Raw genomic sequence first — 17,434 nt, 5'->3', positions numbered from 1 at the left:
TGCTGGCCCTGCAGATTTGCTTCAGCTACGCCCCGGCAGCTCAACCTGCGCAATCAGCCCTGAGCCGCTGCCATTGCGCAGGGTGAGCTCGCCGCCTTGCTCACGCACGATCGCCCGCGCTGCCGACAGGCCCAGGCCCACCCCGCCGGTGTCGCGGTTACGCGAGCCCTCAAGGCGAAAGAACGGATCGAACACGCGCTGCAGGGCGGGTTCGGGAATCCCCGGCCCTTGGTCGCTAATCTCGATGCGCACGGCTTGCTCGTCACTGCTCAGGTCAATGCGCGGCTGTCGGCCATACTTCACCGCATTGTCCAGCAGGTTGACGATCACACGCTTGATGCTCAGCGGCCGGCCGTCATACACCAGGTGCGCGGGGCCGGCGAAGTCGACGGCAATGCCCTGGTCGCGGTAGTCGTCGATGATGGTTTGCAGCAGCTCCGACAGATCGAACGCGGTGCTCTGCTCCAGCGCGGTGTCTTCGCGGAAAAACGCCAGGGCGGCGTTGATCATCGATTGCATTTCTTCGACATCGCGAATCAGTTTGCGCTGGTGATCGAGGTCTTCCATGAACTCGCTGCGCAAGCGCATCCGCGTCAACGGCGCACGCAGGTCGTGGGAGATGGCTGCGAGCATGTGAGTGCGCTCAGCGATGAAATGCTGAATCTGCGCCTGCATGGTGTTGAAGGCGATGATCGCCTGGCGGATTTCGTGGGGGCCTTCAAGCTTGATCGGTGGCGCGCTTAAATCACCTCCAAAGCGCCGGGCCGCACCGGCAAAGCGCTGCAGGGGCTTGGCCAGTTGGTGGGTGGCGATCCAGGCGACCAGCAAGGTGGCGATCAGCCCCAGGGCGATGATCACGCCAATACGGGCCGGCAAGTTCAAACCCCAGCTGCGCTCAGGTGGCACGAACGAGAGCCAGCTGCCATCGCCGAACTCGATCAGCACGGCATACCGCGCCTGGACGCTGCCGCTGGGCCAGTCACTGGGCCGGTAGACTTCGATTTCCCGCTGATTGCCGAGCAATTGGCGCAGCACGGGCACTTTGCCGGGGTCGACCTGCGCGCCACCCGGCGGCAAATCGAATGCGCGGCGCTCGGCTTGCCATTGCACCTGCAGCATGGGGCTGCTGGCGGCATTGGCCAACTGCGGGCGCAGGGGCGCCGGGGCGGCTTCGATCACCCGCGCGGTGGCGGCAATCTGGTCGAGCAAACCTGTGCGGTCGATCGGCGGCCGCGCCCAGATGCCTGCCACCTGCACGAACAAGGCATTGAGGGCCAACGAGATCAGCATCGCCAGCAGGATAGTCAGGGCAATGCGCCGGTTGAGGGTATCGCGGCGCCAGCGTGGTGTAGTCACGAGCGGCTGACCTTGGCGGTGAACATGTAGCCGCCATTGCGCACGGTGCGGATCAGGTCCGGACGCTTGCTGTCGGGCTCGATCTTGCGCCGCAGGCGGCTGACCTGCACGTCGATGCTGCGGTCATAAGCGTCGTGGCCTTGGCCGTGGGTGAGGTCGATCAGTTGCTCGCGGGTGAGGATGCGCTGTGGATGCTCGAGAAACACCAGCAACAGATCGAACTCACCGCCAGACAGTGGGATCATCACGTTTTCAGGCGAGCGCAACTCGCGCGCGGTGATGTCCAGGTGCCAACCGGCAAAGCCGATTATCGGCCGTGACGGTTCGCTGTCGGGCACTTGCCGTTCGCCTACCCGGCGCTGCAAGGCGCGCAACCGCGCCAGCAGCTCACGCGGGGCGAACGGCTTGGTCAGGTAATCGTCGGCGCCCAGCTCCAGGCCGACGATGCGGTCGCTCAGTTCGGCCATGGCGGTGAGCATGATGATCGGGATGCCGGTTTGCGCGCGGACTTTCTGGCACAGGCTCAGGCCGCCTTCACCAGGCAGCATCAGGTCGAGAATGATGGTGTCCGGGCGCTGCTGGGCGATCGCCGCCCACATCGCCTCGCCATGCGGGGCGACATCCACCTCATAGGCATGCTGAAGGAAGAACTTCTTCAGCAACGACAGGATTTCCATATCGTCGTCGACGATCAGCAGTCTGCTCACGATCACTCAGGTCCACAGGCGAAAAAAGGGCAACTGTAAAACCATTGCCCGGGTTGGGTCATATATTTCAATCGAGCAACAAAGCGTCAGCGCAGCCATCAAGCGGACATCCTCCAGCAAAACGCGCCGGGCACTCTGCCGGCTTTCCAAGCCAAAGGGGGCGTCCATGAAGGTTTTGCACAGCAAGTATCCCGCACACGACATCGCCCGCTCGTTGATCCTGATGCAGCGCACCACCACCACCGGGCGCGACGAGCCGATCATTTTCCAGCAGTCGTGCCTGGGGCTGGCCCAGGATCAGCACCAAGTAGTGCTGCGCCGCTACGTCGAGCACTACAGCCCGGACAGCGGTCACTGGGTCGAGTACGCCCACGCAGTGCCCACCGCCGAGCTGATCGCCTGGATCATGGCCCATGGGCAACTGCGCATCGCCTGCTCCGAAGGCGCTGAAGGTAGCCAAGTCCATGTATGACCACGTAGTTGTTAAAGGGATTGCCGTGATGAGAAGCAACCGTTCGCTGTCGCTGCTGTTTGCCGCCGTGTTGACCCTGTCGGCCTGTAGCAGCAAAAAGGCGCCCAATGAGATGCACGCCGGGTTTCTCCAGGACTATAGCCTGCTCAGCCAGCGTCAAGCGCCCTCGGGCCAGACGGTGCTGAGTTGGGTCAGCCCTGGCGTGAGCCGGGGGCAGTACACCCAGGTGTACTTTGCCCCCAGCGTGTTTTACCCACGGTTCGAGCCGAGCGAGCGGATTCCTGGGGCCACTTTGACTAACGTGCTCGGCTATTACGATGCATCGCTCAAGTACGAGCTGGGCAAAGTCTTGACCGTGGTCGACAAGCCAGGCCCGCATACCTTGGTGGTCAGGCCTGCCATTACCCGGGTTGCGGCCAGTACCCAGGGCCTGCGCTTTTATGAGTGGCTGCCAATTACCTTGGTCGCAGCCGGGGTGAGCACTGCCACCGGGATACGCGATCAGGACAGCGAGATCAGCACTGAGCTTTCATTTGAGGATGGCGCGACCGGGGCGGTGGTGGCCGAGGTGATGAGGATGGGCACCGGGGTGCCGCTGGAGAATGACCGGCAGGTGATGACGGCGGATAACGTCAAGGCTGTGCTCGATGGCTGGGCGTGTGATTTGCGTGAGGCGTATGCGGCGGTCTACAGGTAGTTGCCGGACGAATATAGGGGCGCGCAGCGGCCCCTCTTGCACAGGATTGGATCCGTTCTCATTCGCGAAAACCCGTGCGTTTCGCTAAAGCTTGAGTACAATCATCAGCTTTTTGCGGGCACTCTCACGCCCGCCGCTGGATGTGCCAATGCTGATCGGTAGCTACTCTTCCTCGCTGGTGTTGATCTCGCTGTGCGTCGCCATTCTTGCCTCCTACACCGCCCTTGACCTGACCGGGCGGATCGCCACGGCCAAGGGCCGTGCAGCGCATTTGTGGATGGCTGGCGGGGCGTTGGCCATGGGTATCGGCGTGTGGTCGATGCACTTCATTGGCATGCTCGCCTTCAGCCTGCCGATCGACCTGGGCTACGACTTGCCACTGACCGCGCTGTCGTTGCTGATCGCGGTGCTGTCGTGTGGCTTTGCCTTATGGCTGGTGAGCCAGCCTAGCCTGCCGTGGCTGCAACTGGGCTTTGGCGCGCTGATCATGGGCAGCGGCATCAGCAGCATGCATTACATGGGCATGGCTGCCCTGCGCATGCAACCGGGCATCGATTACGACCCGACGCTGTTCGGCGCCTCGCTGGCGATCGCAGTCGGCGCTTCGGCCGCGGCGCTGTGGATTGCCTTCCGTCTACGCCAGCACACCCCTTATGTGCGGCAGATCCGCGGCGCGGCGGCAGTGGTGATGGGTATTGCCATCGTGGGCATGCACTACACCGGCATGGCTGCGGCGAACTTCCCCGAGGGCAGCTTCTGCGGCGCGTTGACCACTGGCCTGAGTGGCGACGGCCTGGATTACCTGGTGCTGATCACCACCTTGGCAGTGCTCTCGGTGGCACTGCTGACCTCGGTGCTCGATGCCCGGCTGGAAGCGCGCACCGCAGAGCTTGCGCGGTCGCTGACGTTGGCCAACCAGGAACTTACCCAGTTGGCGCTGCACGATATCCTTACCGGCTTGCCCAACCGCACGCTGCTGGCCGATCGGATCGACCAGGCAATCGGCAAGGTGACCGAGCAGGGCGGTTGTTTCGCGCTGATGTTCATCGACCTGGATGGCTTCAAGCCGGTTAACGATGCGTTTGGCCATCATGTCGGTGATCAGTTGCTCAAGGCTGTCGCCTCGCGCCTGCGTGGTCACTTGCACAGCCAGGACACCCTGGCGCGGATTGGCGGCGATGAGTTCGTCCTGCTGGTCGAGCTGCAAGAGCCGGAGGACGCCATGGATGTAGCGGCCAAGCAAGTCAACCTGGTCTCGCGGCAATTTCGCGTGGCCGAGCACGACCTGCAACTGACCGCGAGCCTGGGCATCGTGCTTTATCCGGGCAACGGCGTCGATCAGCTCGAACTGCTGCGTAACGCCGATGCGGCGATGTACCACGCCAAGAGCGCAGGCAAGAACGGCTACAGCTTCTTCGACGTGTCGATGAACAGCAACGCCCGCCAGCAGCTGCAATTGCTCCAGGACCTGCGCGCAGCGTTGGAGCTTGGCCAGTTCCGCCTGCATTACCAGCCTAAATTCGACGCTACCCTGCGCCAGCCAATTGGTGCCGAGGCGTTGCTGCGTTGGGATCATCCGCAGCAGGGGCTACTGCTGCCGGACCGCTTCATCGGCCTTGCGGAAAAAACCGGGCTGATCATCCCCATCGGTGAATGGGTGCTCGATGAAGCGTGTCGGCAGATGCGCGAGTGGCTGGAGCAGGGGCACCCAGACTGGCGCATGGCGGTCAACCTGTCGGCGATCCAGTTTTGCCACGCAGGCCTGGTGGCCAGTGTTGCCAGCGCCTTGCAGCGCAATCAGCTGCCCGCCAACCGCTTGACCCTGGAGATCACCGAAACCACGGCCATGCACGACGCCGATGCCAGCCTGACCGTGCTGCAGAAGCTGTCCGACATGGGCGTGGACATTTCCATCGACGACTTTGGCACCGGCTATTCGAGCCTGATGTACCTCAAGCGCCTGCCGGCCAACGAACTGAAGATCGATCGCGGATTCGTCCGTGATCTTGAGCACGACAGCGATGACGCCGCGATCGTCTCGGCCATCGTCGCCCTTGGCCAGGCGCTGGGCCTGCGGATCGTTGCCGAGGGGGTCGAAACCGATCGCCAGCAAGACTTTCTCACCCGCTTAGGGTGCGATTCGCTGCAGGGCTACCTGATGGGCAGGCCGGTACCTGCCGAGCAGTTCATGGCAGGGCTGGTGGCATTGCGGGAAAAACAGCAGCAGGTCGGCTAGACCGCGTCGCGCAAGGCGAACGATGGGACGAACGCGGCCATTTCATCCTCTACCGCTTCGATGATCCGTTCGACATCGGCCGCGGCCATGATCGCCGCACAGGGAATGCCGGCGATGGCCAGTACGGTTTCGCCAGTGGCGCGGTCGAACAGGCGGGCGATCATGCTGCGCGGCGCATCCATGCTGGCTTCGAATCCCAAAGGGTGGAAGTGCCAGCGCATCACCTGGCAGGCGTTGGGGAACGTCATCTTGTTCATGCCAGCCTCCTTGTCCTCATTTTGAACGCGGTGATCATGCGGCCACTCATGCGGCCGGTGGGACTGTAACGATAGCACTTGGCTTAGCAGTGTCCCCCAGAAAATATGACAAATGTGCTAATGCATGACGGCGGTCACAGCACCTGCTTGGATGCTCGCTGGCGGCAGTTTGTCAGGCAAACGTTTTCGCTGTGTGCAGGGCCTGGGGCGAGAGGAGGGCTGTGCTGTTTTTCCGCCTGCGCCTGCCCAGCAGTTTCCGACCGACGGTGCAGCTAATTTGCGCCAAGCAGGCCGGCAGCAATGTTGATGGTAAAGCCCAGGATGGCGGTATTGAATACGAAGCCTACCAGTGAGTGGGCTAGCACCACCCGGCGCATGCCTCGGCCGCCGACACCGACATCAGAGGTCTGCACGGCGACGCTGATGGTGAAGGAGAAGTAGTGAAAGTCCCAGTAGTCGGGGTTGCGCTCGTTGTCGGCAAAACGCAACAGCGGCTGGTGGCCCTTGTCGGTGTAGAACAAGCGCGCGTAATGCAGGCTGAAGATGCAGCCGATCAGCAGCCATGAGCCCGCCACCGTCAGGCCGGTGTACAGGTAGTGCAAGGCGAGCGCGCTGCCTTGCAGGCCGCGGCTGGACACCAGTTGCAGGGTCACCGCGGCAAGGCTGGCGATAGCCGCGATGCACACGGTGAACAACACCAGCGCTGCGTTCTCATCCTCGACCCGGGCGACCTTGCGCACCGTCTCAGGCGTGGCCCGCCAGGTCAGCCAGGCGACCAACAGCAAGTACAGCCAGACGCCCAGGTTCCAGCCCGCGAGAATGTGCTGGGTCAGATCATCTGCTGGGATCAGCCAGGCGCCCACCAGTCCGGCAAGGGCGGCGATGCTCAGGCGTGGGTGGGTACGGGTCAAACGGTGCAAAGCCATGCTGCCTCGGCGCTCAATGGTCATGGCTACCACTCTAGCCCACCCCGGGGCTAGGCCTCAGGTTCGATCAGAGCAGTAGGAATGAGGTACCATCACCGCTTTCACACTGCGCAAAGCCCTTGTATATCAAGGTGATGGCACCGTTTTCGCCTCCGTTTCACGCTACAGGATCCACGTTTTGTCTGATCTCCTGCACAATCCGCTGTTGCAGTATCTGGGGCGCTTGGCGCCATCCAGCCAGTTGACCATGCGTTACATCCTCCAGGATGGCGCCGACCGCCTGGGGTTCGTCGATTGCGATATCGAAGAGGTGCCGTGGCATCGTCTTGAGCCTGGCCATGTCATCGCTCTGGTGGCGGCGCTGCGTGCCGATGGCTATGCGCCGAATACCTCGTCGTTGTATGTCAACGCGGTGCGCGGGGTGATGAATGAAGCCTGGCGCCAAGGCCTGATCGACCACGAGCAGTTGCTGCGCATACGCGAGGTCAAGCCAGACAGCGGCAGCCGCTTGCCACCGGGGCGCAATCTGCGCCGTAGCCTGATTCGAGAGCTGATGGACGTCTGCGCCGCCGACCCACGCCCGCAAGGCGTGCGCGATGCGGCGATCATTGCCTTGTTGTATGGCACCGGCATGCGCAAGTCGGAATCGGTCGATGTCGATCTGGCCCAGGTCGACTTCCAGGCCCGCAGCCTGCAAGTGGTGGGCAAGGGCAACCGCCAGTTGGTCAAGTATGCACCGGCTTGGGCCTTCGAAAAGCTACAGGCCTGGCTCGACCTGCGCCGTGCGCAGTTAGCGGAAGGTGAGGGCGATGACGGCTTTCTGTTCAATCGGATTCGCCGGGGCAATCACATCACTCGCGCGCGGATCACCAAGCATGCCATCTATTACATCGCTCGCCAGCGTGGCGCCCAGGTCGGAGTGAAGATCATGCCCCATGATTTTCGCCGGGCGTTCATTACCCGGGTGATCGAGGAGCACGACCTGTCGATTGCACAGAAGCTGGCCCACCATGCCAATATCCAGACCACCGCCGCCTATGACCGGCGCGACGACAACGAGCGGCGGCGGGCGGTGGATCGCTTCGATTACTGAGGCTTGCGCTCAATGAATGCTCGAAGCCAGCTCGAAGATCGGCATGTACATCAGGATCACGATCAGGCCGATCAACAGGCCAATGAAGGTCATCAGCAAAGGCTCGAACAGTTTCACGAACCATTCCACCCAGCGACCGACTTCCTGGTCATGAAAGTCGGCGCAGCGCTCGAGCATCTCGCCCAGGTTGCCCGACTGCTCGCCGGCCCTGAGCAGGCGCAGTGACACTGGCGTCACCAAGCCGCCAGCCTCCAGTGCATCGGACAGCGGCAGGCCTTCAGCGACCCGCTGGCTGGCTTGCTCAAGCCCCTGCGCGGTGCCGCTGCCGAGCAGCCCACGGGCCATGCCCATGGCAGTCAGAATGGATATCCCGCCTTGTAGCAAGATCCCCAGCGAGCGGTAGAAACGCGCCAGTTCATACATCAGCAAGCGCTGGTGCAACGCCCCAAAGCGCCGTATTTGCCGCCCTAGCCAGCGCCGTAATGCTGGGTTACGGCGCATCAGCGCCAGCGCCGTCAGCGCGCCAAGCGTGGCCACTGCCAGCGGCAGCATCTGCGCATGCAGGAACAGGCCAATCTGCATCAATACCCGTGACAGCCAGGGCAGTTCAGTGCCCATACCCTCGAACACCAAACTGAAGCGCGGCACCACATAGCCCAGCAAAAACAGCACCACGCCACCCCCAACCAGCAGCAACAGCAACGGATACACCGAGGCTCCCACCAGTTTCTGCCGGACCAGGTCCAGCCGCTGGCGGTAGCCGATGTAACGGCCCAGGGCATCGCCGAGGGCGCCAGTGCGTTCGCTGGACTGCACCAGCGCCACATACAGGGTTGGAAACACCTGCGGTTGCTGGCCTAGCGCCTGGGACAGCGAGCGGCCTTCATACAGCTGACGTACCAATTGCTCGAGCACCTTGCGGGACGACCCGCCAGGGGCTTTTTCGGCCAGGCTTTCCAGGGCATCGATCAGCGGCAGGCCGGCATTGAGCAGGGTGCTCAGTTCCTGACTGAACAGCACCAGGTCGAACGCCGGGGCGCGGCGCCAGGGCAGGCCACGCAGACTGTTGGCCTGGCCGCGCAGGCTGACCACCCGCAGGCCTTGCGCCTGGGCCTGGCGGCGCGCCTGCTCGGCATCCTCGGCGTCGATCTGCAGCTCAACGACGCCTTGGCTCCCCAATGCTTTGAGGTGGTAGCGCATAGTCGCTCTCCTTACTGCCAGCTGGTGACTTCGGCGTTTTCCCCATCGCCTCCGGGCTGGCCATCCTTGCCCATCGACAGCAGGTCGTACTCGCCACCGTTTTCGCCGGGTTGGCGGTAGATATAGGCGCGGCCCCAGGGGTCTTGAGGCACGGCTTTTTGCAGGTATGGGCCCGACCAGCGTGCCTCGCCGCTCGGCGCACTGACCAGGGCCTGCAAGCCTTGCTCGCTATTGGGGTAGTGACCGACTTCCAGGCGATACAGGTCCAGGGCTTTGCTTAGCCCTTCGATCTGGGCGCGGGCCACTTTCGCTTCGGAGCGGCCGAGTTGGCTGAAGTACTTGGGTGCGACGATGCCGGCCAGCAAGCCGAGCACCACCAGCACCACCAACAATTCAAGCAGGGTGAAGCCTCTCTGGGCGTTGGATCTGCGCTGCATGGTGAAACCCTCCAGTGCGGTTAGGCAGTTCTCGCCAAGCCTTATGCAACTGTCGTGCACGTCTGCCTCGCGGCCTTGCGCCATGGGCCATGGCAAGCGGCACAGTGCTTGCGTGAGAGGTTCAAACCTCGGGTTTTCCGGGGCATATCCCCCACATCGGGGGCCACGACGGGGAGGTGACCGACATGCGTGGAATTATCCTGGGACTGATCTGGCTAGCGGCGGGTGCTGCTCAGGCCGATGTGTATATCTCCATCGATGCCAAGGGCGGCTATGTGTTATCCAACGTGCATCGGCCAGGACGCCACTATGAGCGGGTGATCAGCGAAGTCGCGGCGCTGTCCGGGCCGGCCAACGCGCAATTGGTCACCGGCCGGCCTTATGCCGACGAGGTTGCCGCCGCCGCGCGTACCCACGACGTGCCTCAGGCTTTGCTGCATGCCTTGATCAAGGCCGAGTCGGGCTACAACCCCAAGGCACGTTCGCCCAGAGGCGCGGTTGGGCTGATGCAACTGATGCCCGATACGGCCAAGGAGATGGGTGTTAAGGATGCGTTGGACCCGGCCGCCAATGTGCAGGGTGGGGCGCGCTACCTCAAGCGCATGCTCAAGTTGTTCGACAATGACATCACCTTGGCGGTGGCCGCTTACAACGCAGGCCCCGAGGCCGTGCTGAGCCGTGGCCGGGTAGTGCCTCCGTTCGCCGAAACCCGCCGTTATGTGCCTAACGTGCTGCGTGAATACCGAAAGCTGCAGGGTTTGGCTGATGACGCGCCGCTGAGCGCCCAGATTGGCCGGCAGCAGGGTCTGTAGCGGGACCGGCGCGAAATCAGTCAATTGCCATCATGGTTTCCCCAACACTGGGCTATAACCTCTTACAGGTGCCCAGTTGTGGAGTCCGCCATGGACCTCGTCCCTCGTCCAGACACGCTTGAAGTGCCCGCAAGCGCTGATGGGGGCGCAAGCCGCAAGCCCTTCGACCTGTTGCGCTGGTATGCCTGGGTAAGCCTGGCGATCATCGTCTCGGTTGCAGCCGGACTTGGGCTGATCTCCAGCCGGTTCATCATTGATGAAAGCGTCGAGCGCGATGCGCTGCTCACCGCCCAGTTCATTACCTCCATCGCCGATGCCGAGGTACGCCATGTTGCGATCCCTAATGTGCGCAGCATGGGCGAATTACTCGATCCACGCACCGACCAGGACATGCCCGATGTCGACCCGGATGCGCGGCGCAAGGCCCGCGGCGAGTTTCTCGATCACATCGCCCACTTGCCAGATGTACTGTTGGCCAACATCTACGCACCCGATCGCACGGTGATCTGGTCGAGCAACCCGGCCTTGACCGGCAAGATCATCGAATCGGACGACGACCTGGAGCGCGCTTTCGAATACAAGATGCGCGTCTCAGCCAGCTACCACGACATTGACGATGCGCGCAGCGAGCAGAAGTTTGTCACCCCGCCACAGCAGCTGTTCATCGAAAACTACATACCGTTGTTCGATGCCGACGGTGAGCGGGTCACCGCCATGGTGGAAATCTACAAGGAGCCGCATGACCTGATCGTGCGCATCGAGCACGGGCTGTTGTTGATCTGGCTGGCCATCGCGGTGGGCGCTGGGCTGGTCTATGTCGGCTTGTACGGCATCATGCGCCGGGCCTCAAAGGTGATGGCGGTGCAGCAAAAGCGCCTGATCAGTAACGAGACCTACGTGGCGCTGGGCGAGATGTCCTCGGCGGTGGCCCACAGCCTGCGCAACCCATTGGCCAGCATTCGCTCCAGTGCTGAGCTGGCCCAGGTGTTCGACGAGGGGCCGGCGCAGAAGAACGTCAACGATATCATCAGCCAGGTCGACCGCATGTCGCAGTGGGTGCGGCAACTGCTGCAATCGTTGCGGCCACTGAATGATGACGCAGTCCCGGTGGATCTAACCCAGGCGCTGCAAGAGAGCCTGCAAACGTTCGCCGTGCCGCTGGTTCGGGCGGGGGTGAGCCTGGAGCTCAAGCCGTTGCCGGCGGTGCGGGTGCTCGGCCAGCCGGCCTTGCTGGGGCAGATCTTCAGCAGCCTGATCGCCAACGCGTTGGAGTCGATGGAGCAGGGCGGGCAGCTGCGCGTTGAGGTCGTACGGCGTGATCGGCGCAGCCTGACCTTACGTATCTCCGATACAGGCAAAGGCATGAGCGAGCAGCAGCAGCGCCTGGCCTTCCAGCCATTTTTTACCACCAAGCAAGGCGGGCTGGGCGTGGGGCTGGTGTTGGTCAAACGGATCATGGAGCGCTTCGGCGGATCAGTCAGGCTGAGCAGTTACGAAGGCAAGGGCACCCGAGTGTCACTGAGTTTTCGAGTCATCCACGATTGAAACAATGCCTTAGATTCTCTATCTAAAGATATGATTTATAAGGATTAATTAATTTTGGGTGAAAAATACCCATTATTGGGGAATACGACTGATATTTAGCATTAGATATGCATCCTAAGGTACTGAAAATAAACAGAATAATGAGTTATGAATTCTTGGCTGATTTCTTGCTGCATGAACGTACCGACCAGCGGCCGCTGCAACGCTAGCGGCAAAGTGATATCACCCTGCTACGCACGGTAGCAGTTCAAGGCGGGAATTACGCGATGCAGACGCTGGAAAACAATGCGCCAGACACGTCTTCGACGCCCTCCAGTGAGCTGGCTGTGCCGCCGCGCGAGTTCAATCTGCTGCGCTGGTTCTCGCTGATCAGCCTGTTGATCATCACCGCCGTGGCAGGCAGCCTGGGTTATGTCTCGACCCGCTTCGTGGTGCGAGACAGCGTTGAGCGCGATGCCATGCTCACCGCTCAGTTCATCCAGGCCATGGCCCAGGCGGAAGTGCGCCATTCGCAGCTACCACCGGGCACCACCATGGGCGAACTGCTTGACCCGCGCCTTGACGATCAGCACCTGCAGGTACCGGCGGCGCTGGCCAAGTCCACTCGTGAAGAGTTTCTCGATCACGTCGAGCACCTGCCTGACACCTTGCTGGCCAATGTCTATGCCCGCGACCGGACGATCGTATGGTCGACCAACCCGCAACTGATCGGCAAGCGCATCGAAGTCGACAGTGACCTGGACCACGCATTTCGCTCGCGCAAACCGGTCTCGGCCAGTTATCACAAGGCCGAAGAAGACCGCGAGGAGCAAAAATTCCAGCGTGAACCGCAATACCTGTTCATCGAGAACTACATCCCCTTGTTCGACAGCCAAGGTGAGCAGGTCTTGTCGATGGTGGAAATTTACAAGGAACCGGTAGATTTGATCCGCCGCATCCAGCGCGGCTACGTGCTGATCTGGGCCTCGACCCTGGTCGGTGGGGCGCTGATCTATTTCGGGCTGTTCTGGATCGTGCGCCGCGCCGCCGGCATGCTGCATCACCAGCAGGAACGCTTGGTCGCCAGCGAGACCTACGTGGCGCTGGGCGAGATGTCCTCGGCAGTGGCCCATAGCTTGCGCAACCCGCTGGCCAATATCCGCTCCAGTGCCGAGCTTGCCCAGGAAATTGCCAACGAGCCGGCACGCAAGAACATTGCCGACATCATCAGCCAGGTTGATCGCATGTCGCGCTGGGTGCGTGACCTGCTGGTATCACTGCGTCCAACCAGTGACGAAGCAGAGCCGGTCGACCTGGTTGCAGCCATCGAAGACACCCGCCTGGCCTTCGCCCAGCAGATCGAACGCAACGGCGTGCAGTTCAGCTACGAGGGCGCGGCGCAGTACTGGGTGGCCAGCCAGTCGTTGCAACTGACGCAAATTCTCAACAGCCTGTTCGCCAACGCCGTAGAAGCCATGCCCAAGGGTGGTCGGCTCAGCGCACAGCTGAGTGAGCTGGAAGGGCAGCAGGTGCAACTGCTGCTCAGTGACACCGGCAAGGGCATGAGCCAGCAGCAGGAGCGGATGGTGTTCAAGCCGTTCTTCACCACCAAGCAGGGCGGCCTCGGGGTGGGGTTGGTCCTGGTCAAGCGCATCATGGAACGATTTGGCGGCTCGGTCAGCCTGAGCAGTCGCGAAGAGGAAGGAACCCGGGTCTGCCTGATCTTCAATATTGCAGTGGGAGAGCACCATGGAGCACAGCATCCTGGTAGTCGAGGATGACGAAATCCTCGCCGACAACATCCGCACCTACCTGAACCTCAAGGGGTTCGAAGTGACGGTCTGCCACAGCGCCGAGCTGGCCCTGGAGCAGATCAGTCGTGCCCAGCCGGACGCGGTGCTCACCGACAACTCGTTGCCGGGCATGAGTGGTCACGACCTGCTGCGTAATCTGGTGGCGCAGGCGCCGGAGCTCAAAGTGATCATGATGACCGGCTACGGCAATGTCGAAGATGCCGTGCTGGCGATGAAAGAAGGCGCCTTTCATTATCTGACCAAGCCGGTGGTGTTGGCTGAGCTCAAGTTGATGCTGGAAAAGGCCCTGGCCACCGAGCGGATGGAGCGCACCTTGTCGTTCTATCAAGAGCGCGAGGCGCAAAAGTCTGGCCTGCAGGCGCTGATTGGCGAGTCGGCACCCATGCACAACCTCAAGCACACCCTGCGCCAGTTGCTCGATGCCGAACGGCGCATGGCCAGCGATGACCTGCCGCCGGTGTTGATCGAGGGCGAGACCGGAACCGGCAAAGAGCTGGTGGCGCGCGCCCTGCACTTTGATGGCATGCGCAGCAAGGGCCCGTTCATCGAGTTCAACTGTGCCTCGATCCCGGCCAACCTGCTTGAGGCCGAGCTGTTCGGCCATGAGAAAGGCGCCTTTACCGATGCCAAGGAGCGGCGGTTAGGCTTGGTCGAGGCCGCCGATGGCGGCACATTGTTCCTCGATGAGATCGGTGAGATGGACCTGGTGCTGCAAGCCAAGCTGCTCAAGCTGCTGGAAGACCGCAGCATCCGTCGGATTGGCGCGGTCAAGGAGCGCAAGGTCGACCTGCGGGTGATCAGTGCCACCAACTGCAACCTGGAGCAGATGGTCCAACAGGGCAAGTTTCGACGCGACCTGTTCTTCCGCCTGCGCATCATTGCCCTCAAAGTGCCCAGGCTGTATGCGCGCGGCCAGGATATCTTGCTGCTGGCGCGACACTTCCTGGCCCATCACGGGCGCCGCTACGGCAAGCCCAACCTGCGTTTCTCGGCCGAGGCCGAATCGCTGATGCTTGGCTACAGTTGGCCGGGCAATGTGCGCGAGCTGCGCAATATGCTTGAACAAACGGTACTGCTGGCGCCCAGCGAAGTGATTGCCGCGCATCAGTTGAACTTGTGCCTGACCTTGATCGACGAGCCACAGGCGCAGCCACAGCCCATGCTCAGCGCCTATGAAGCGCCACGGCATGAGGCCGACCCAGGTAGCAGTCTGCCGGAGATGGAGCGTGACCTGGTGTGCCGTACGCTCGACCGCACCGATTGGAACGTGACCAAGTCGGCGCGTCTGCTTGGGCTGTCACGCGACATGCTGCGCTACAAGATCGAAAAGCTTGGCCTGAGCCGTCCAGACAAGCGTCAGTGGTGATGCCAGCGGGCCCGGATCAGTCAGGGCTTGCTGCTGCCGCCTTCGCCCTGGCGGCCGGAACCCTCTGAGCCGGTGTCACCCATTCCGGGCAGATCGCGGTTTTCATTGCGCTCGGCGGGCGGGCTGTCTGGATCGTTACCTTGGATCCGTGGATCGGTATCGCGAGGCACAGGTGTCTCGATGGGGTTCAAGGTGCTATCGACGCCGGGCACAGGTGCCGGATTGTGGGGGTCGTCGGGGTAGGTCGTGCCGGTGCCAGCTGCCAGGGCCAAGGGCGAGGCGAGCAGGGCTGCGAGTAGCAGGGCGTGTTTCATGGGCAGGCTCCTTTGCATCGAGATAGTGGCTGCCTGGGCCAACGTCATCGCGGGGGCGTCGACGTTCGCCAGGCTTCTACCTCAGTTGGGCCATGCCCGATGGAGCGGGGTGCCATCACCCCGATCAACGGTCACACCACTTGGGCCAACAGCATGATGAAGATGATGCCCACCACCGAAAGGATGGTTTCCATCATGCTCCAGGTCTTGAAGGTCTCGGCCACGGTCATGTTGAAGTACTGCTTGACCAGCCAGAAGCCTGCATCGTTGACGTGAGAGAGGATCAGCGAGCCGGCGCCGGTGGCCAGTACCAGCAGTTCGCGGTTGACCCCGGGCACCAGGTCGACCACGGGTGCGACGATGCCGGCGCCGGTAATGGTCGCCACGGTTGCCGAACCGGTAGCGATGCGAATCACCGCCGCCACCAGCCAGGCCAGCATGATCGGCGAGATTTCTGCCTGCACAGCCATTTGCCCGATCACGTTGCCCACACCAGTATCCACCAGCATCTGCTTGAAACCGCCGCCAGCGCCGACGATGAGCACGATCGCTGCGGTCGGCGCCAGGCTCTGGTCGAGCATCTTCATGATTTGTTGGCGCGAGAAGCCGCGGGCCGAGCCGAAGGTGTAGAACGCCAGCAGCAGGGCAGCGAGCAGGGCGGTGATCGGGTGCCCGATCAGGTCCATCCACTGCCGCACGATGTGTTCGGCGGGCAGCACCACGTCAGCGAAGGTCTTGAGCAGCATCAGCACCACCGGCAGCAGCACGGTGATCAGGGTCACGCTGAAGCTGGGCAGGTTGCGCTGGTCGGACTCCTTGGCGATCTGGTCCATCAGCTCCTGGGACGGGTTGCCGGGGATGTAGCGGGAAATGAAGTTACCGAACAGGGGGCCGGCGATCACCGCCGTGGGCAGTGCCACCAGCAGGCCGTAGAAGATGGTCTTGCCGATGTCGGCGTGGAAGATGCCGATCGCCAGCAATGGCCCTGGATGCGGCGGCACCAGGCCGTGCACAACCGACAGGCCGGCCAGCAGCGGGATACCGATCTTCACCAGCGACACCCCGGAACGGCGGGCGACGATGAATACCAGCGGGATCAGCAGCACGAAGCCGATCTCGAAGAACAGCGGGATGCCCACCAGGAAGGCCGCGAACATCATCGCCCAGTGCACCTTCTGTTTGCCGAAGGCGCGGATCAGGGTCTGGGCGATCTGGTCGGCACCGCCAGAGTCAGCCATCAGCTTGCCGAGCATGGTGCCCAGCGCCAGGACGATGCCGACAAAGCCGAGCACACCGCCAAAGCCGTCCTGGAACGACTTCATGACCTTGGCCACCGGCATGCCTGAGGTCAGGCCGAGAAAGCCTGCGGCCAGGGTCAGGGCGACGAAGGGGTGAACCTTGAAATGGGTGATCAGCAGGATGAGCCCGATGATGGTCACCAGGGCATCGAGTAGCAGGAAGGTATCAGTAGCCAGTCCGAACATGGTTCATGAGCCTCGGTCTTGTCTTTGTTTTTAGGCGGAGCATTGGTGCAACTCTAGACGCCATCAAGCGTCGGGGTAGCGCTGTCTTTGGTGAGCCGGAAAAACCGCCCGCTCAGGCGGTCCGCGCCAATGTCCGCTCACCGCAGGGCTTTAGCCAGTCATTGACGGTTTCAGCCAAGGCGGCGACGGGACGGGTAGCGTCCAGCGGCAAGGTCAGGGGTTCGCCATGGGGCGGCTCAAGGGCGGCAAACTGGCTTTCGATCAGGCTGGCCGGCATGAAGTGGCCAGGTCTGGCGAGCACGCGCTTTTCGGCTTCGGCAGGGGTCAGCTCGAGGAACACGAAGCCCAGGTCCGGCACCGCGTGGCGCAGGGCATCGCGATAGCGGCGCTTGAGCGCAGAGCAGGTGAGGATTGGCCGTTCGCCGGATTTGAGCGTGGCCTGCAGCTCTTCTCCCAGGCGGATTAGCCAACCGGCACGGTCATCGTCGTCCAGGGGAATGCCGGCGCTCATCTTTTCGATATTGGCGGCCGGGTGGAAGGCATCGCCTTCAATCAGGCGGCCGCCGCTTCGCGTAGCAATAGCGGCGCCGATGCTGCTTTTACCGCAGCCGGCCACGCCCATTACCACAATCGCGGACAGGGGAGAGTTCATCAGTACCTCCTGCGGGGTAAGATAGCGCTGTCTCAGCTCTGGCAAGGAGTGATTGCGGGCGCCACCCTCCCGGGTGTTATTAGTCTT

The 17,434-nt window shown here is 62.3% G+C and carries 17 protein-coding genes; 8 read left to right on the top strand and 9 right to left on the bottom strand.

The window, feature by feature from the left end; translation table 11 throughout:
- Nucleotides 1-21: 21 nt before the first annotated feature.
- Both HU737_RS10535 and HU737_RS10530 read right to left on the bottom strand, forming a co-directional pair.
- Entirely contained in the window at nt 22-1,290 is a 1,269-nt protein-coding gene (locus HU737_RS10535; RefSeq protein WP_186557100.1) for an ATP-binding protein, read from the bottom strand.
- A 62-nt stretch (nt 1,291-1,352) separates the two neighbouring features.
- Nucleotides 1,353-2,063: a response regulator gene (locus HU737_RS10530; protein WP_186557093.1), complete on the bottom strand. Its 711-nt coding sequence runs from the start codon at nt 2,061-2,063 to the stop codon at nt 1,353-1,355.
- Between the two features lie 166 nt (nt 2,064-2,229).
- Here HU737_RS10530 and HU737_RS10525 point away from each other — a divergent pair, with 166 nt between their 5' ends.
- The 3 genes from HU737_RS10525 (at nt 2,230) to HU737_RS10515 (ending at nt 5,468) form a co-directional block, all read left to right on the top strand.
- On the top strand, nt 2,230-2,535 hold the full coding sequence (locus HU737_RS10525; RefSeq protein ID WP_186557094.1) for a hypothetical protein: 306 nt from the start codon (nt 2,230-2,232) through the stop codon (nt 2,533-2,535).
- A 28-nt stretch (nt 2,536-2,563) separates the two neighbouring features.
- Nucleotides 2,564-3,232, top strand: a complete 669-nt coding sequence (locus HU737_RS10520) for a DUF3313 domain-containing protein (RefSeq protein ID WP_186557096.1) — start codon at nt 2,564-2,566, stop codon at nt 3,230-3,232.
- A 148-nt stretch (nt 3,233-3,380) separates the two neighbouring features.
- Nucleotides 3,381-5,468: a putative bifunctional diguanylate cyclase/phosphodiesterase gene (locus HU737_RS10515; protein ID WP_217838527.1), complete on the top strand. Its 2,088-nt coding sequence runs from the start codon at nt 3,381-3,383 to the stop codon at nt 5,466-5,468.
- Here the strand turns inward: HU737_RS10515 and HU737_RS10510 are convergent.
- Nucleotides 5,465-5,725: a DUF1652 domain-containing protein gene (locus HU737_RS10510; protein WP_186554305.1), complete on the bottom strand. Its 261-nt coding sequence runs from the start codon at nt 5,723-5,725 to the stop codon at nt 5,465-5,467. The two genes, HU737_RS10515 and HU737_RS10510, sit on opposite strands and share 4 nt — an antisense overlap.
- 272 nt (nt 5,726-5,997) lie before the next feature.
- Nucleotides 5,998-6,651 (bottom strand): DUF1345 domain-containing protein, encoded by a 654-nt coding sequence (locus tag HU737_RS10505; RefSeq protein WP_186554306.1) that lies wholly within the window; start codon nt 6,649-6,651, stop codon nt 5,998-6,000.
- A gap of 178 nt (nt 6,652-6,829) precedes the next feature.
- Here HU737_RS10505 and HU737_RS10500 point away from each other — a divergent pair, with 178 nt between their 5' ends.
- Nucleotides 6,830-7,744 carry a site-specific integrase gene (locus tag HU737_RS10500; RefSeq protein WP_186554307.1) on the top strand — a complete coding sequence of 305 codons (915 nt, stop codon included), beginning with the start codon at nt 6,830-6,832 and terminating at the stop codon, nt 7,742-7,744.
- 9 nt (nt 7,745-7,753) lie between these two features.
- Here the strand turns inward: HU737_RS10500 and HU737_RS10495 are convergent, their stop codons facing one another.
- Both HU737_RS10495 and gspG read right to left on the bottom strand, forming a co-directional pair.
- Nucleotides 7,754-8,944: a type II secretion system F family protein gene (locus HU737_RS10495; protein ID WP_186554308.1), complete on the bottom strand. Its 1,191-nt coding sequence runs from the start codon at nt 8,942-8,944 to the stop codon at nt 7,754-7,756.
- An 11-nt stretch (nt 8,945-8,955) separates the two neighbouring features.
- Complete coding sequence (gene gspG / locus HU737_RS10490; RefSeq protein ID WP_186554309.1) at nt 8,956-9,381, bottom strand: type II secretion system major pseudopilin GspG; 426 nt, start codon at nt 9,379-9,381, stop codon at nt 8,956-8,958.
- 185 nt (nt 9,382-9,566) lie between these two features.
- Between gspG and HU737_RS10485 the strand changes: the two genes are divergently transcribed.
- The 4 genes from HU737_RS10485 to HU737_RS10470 all read left to right on the top strand — a co-directional run bounded on the left by HU737_RS10485 (nt 9,567) and on the right by HU737_RS10470 (nt 14,897).
- Nucleotides 9,567-10,193 (top strand): lytic transglycosylase domain-containing protein, encoded by a 627-nt coding sequence (locus HU737_RS10485; protein WP_186554310.1) that lies wholly within the window; start codon nt 9,567-9,569, stop codon nt 10,191-10,193.
- A 90-nt stretch (nt 10,194-10,283) separates the two neighbouring features.
- Entirely contained in the window at nt 10,284-11,738 is a 1,455-nt protein-coding gene (locus tag HU737_RS10480) for an ATP-binding protein (RefSeq protein WP_186554311.1), read from the top strand.
- A 266-nt stretch (nt 11,739-12,004) separates the two neighbouring features.
- Complete coding sequence (locus HU737_RS10475) at nt 12,005-13,498, top strand: sensor histidine kinase (RefSeq protein WP_186554312.1); 1,494 nt, start codon at nt 12,005-12,007, stop codon at nt 13,496-13,498.
- Nucleotides 13,467-14,897 (top strand): sigma-54-dependent transcriptional regulator, encoded by a 1,431-nt coding sequence (locus tag HU737_RS10470; protein ID WP_186554313.1) that lies wholly within the window; start codon nt 13,467-13,469, stop codon nt 14,895-14,897. The genes HU737_RS10475 and HU737_RS10470 overlap by 32 nt, the downstream gene beginning before the upstream one ends.
- 20 nt (nt 14,898-14,917) lie before the next feature.
- Here the strand turns inward: HU737_RS10470 and HU737_RS10465 are convergent, their stop codons facing one another.
- From HU737_RS10465 to HU737_RS10455, 3 genes are all read right to left on the bottom strand, one after another.
- Nucleotides 14,918-15,211, bottom strand: a complete 294-nt coding sequence (locus tag HU737_RS10465; protein WP_437182215.1) for a hypothetical protein — start codon at nt 15,209-15,211, stop codon at nt 14,918-14,920.
- A gap of 131 nt (nt 15,212-15,342) precedes the next feature.
- The gene (locus tag HU737_RS10460) at nt 15,343-16,695 is read right to left on the bottom strand and encodes a GntP family permease (protein WP_186554314.1); all 1,353 of its coding nucleotides are present in this window, start codon (nt 16,693-16,695) and stop codon (nt 15,343-15,345) included.
- Nucleotides 16,696-16,807: 112 nt separating this feature from the next.
- Nucleotides 16,808-17,347, bottom strand: a complete 540-nt coding sequence (locus HU737_RS10455; protein ID WP_186554315.1) for a gluconokinase — start codon at nt 17,345-17,347, stop codon at nt 16,808-16,810.
- Nucleotides 17,348-17,434: the final 87 nt, after the last annotated feature.

The organism is Pseudomonas urmiensis (genome assembly GCF_014268815.2).
Classification (GTDB): domain Bacteria; phylum Pseudomonadota; class Gammaproteobacteria; order Pseudomonadales; family Pseudomonadaceae; genus Aquipseudomonas; species Aquipseudomonas urmiensis.
The sequence above is the reverse complement of the archived record's forward strand: the minus strand, read 5'-3'. Positions and strand labels throughout refer to the sequence as shown.

Excerpts from the sequence above, each read along its gene's own strand:
- HU737_RS10535 (WP_186557100.1), bottom strand. The coding sequence starts at position 1,290 with ATGCTGATCTCGTTGGCCCTCAATGCCTTGTTCGTGCAGGTGGCAGGC.
- HU737_RS10525 (WP_186557094.1), top strand. The coding sequence starts at position 2,230 with ATGAAGGTTTTGCACAGCAAGTATCCCGCACACGACATCGCCCGCTCG.
- HU737_RS10520 (WP_186557096.1), top strand. The coding sequence starts at position 2,564 with ATGAGAAGCAACCGTTCGCTGTCGCTGCTGTTTGCCGCCGTGTTGACC.
- HU737_RS10515 (WP_217838527.1), top strand. The coding sequence starts at position 3,381 with ATGCTGATCGGTAGCTACTCTTCCTCGCTGGTGTTGATCTCGCTGTGC.
- HU737_RS10510 (WP_186554305.1), bottom strand. The coding sequence starts at position 5,725 with ATGAACAAGATGACGTTCCCCAACGCCTGCCAGGTGATGCGCTGGCAC.
- HU737_RS10505 (WP_186554306.1), bottom strand. The coding sequence starts at position 6,651 with ATGGCTTTGCACCGTTTGACCCGTACCCACCCACGCCTGAGCATCGCC.
- HU737_RS10495 (WP_186554308.1), bottom strand. The coding sequence starts at position 8,944 with ATGCGCTACCACCTCAAAGCATTGGGGAGCCAAGGCGTCGTTGAGCTG.
- gspG (WP_186554309.1), bottom strand. The coding sequence starts at position 9,381 with ATGCAGCGCAGATCCAACGCCCAGAGAGGCTTCACCCTGCTTGAATTG.
- HU737_RS10485 (WP_186554310.1), top strand. The coding sequence starts at position 9,567 with ATGCGTGGAATTATCCTGGGACTGATCTGGCTAGCGGCGGGTGCTGCT.
- HU737_RS10480 (WP_186554311.1), top strand. The coding sequence starts at position 10,284 with ATGGACCTCGTCCCTCGTCCAGACACGCTTGAAGTGCCCGCAAGCGCT.
- HU737_RS10475 (WP_186554312.1), top strand. The coding sequence starts at position 12,005 with ATGCAGACGCTGGAAAACAATGCGCCAGACACGTCTTCGACGCCCTCC.
- HU737_RS10470 (WP_186554313.1), top strand. The coding sequence starts at position 13,467 with ATGGAGCACAGCATCCTGGTAGTCGAGGATGACGAAATCCTCGCCGAC.
- HU737_RS10465 (WP_437182215.1), bottom strand. The coding sequence starts at position 15,211 with ATGAAACACGCCCTGCTACTCGCAGCCCTGCTCGCCTCGCCCTTGGCC.
- HU737_RS10460 (WP_186554314.1), bottom strand. The coding sequence starts at position 16,695 with ATGTTCGGACTGGCTACTGATACCTTCCTGCTACTCGATGCCCTGGTG.
- HU737_RS10455 (WP_186554315.1), bottom strand. The coding sequence starts at position 17,347 with ATGAACTCTCCCCTGTCCGCGATTGTGGTAATGGGCGTGGCCGGCTGC.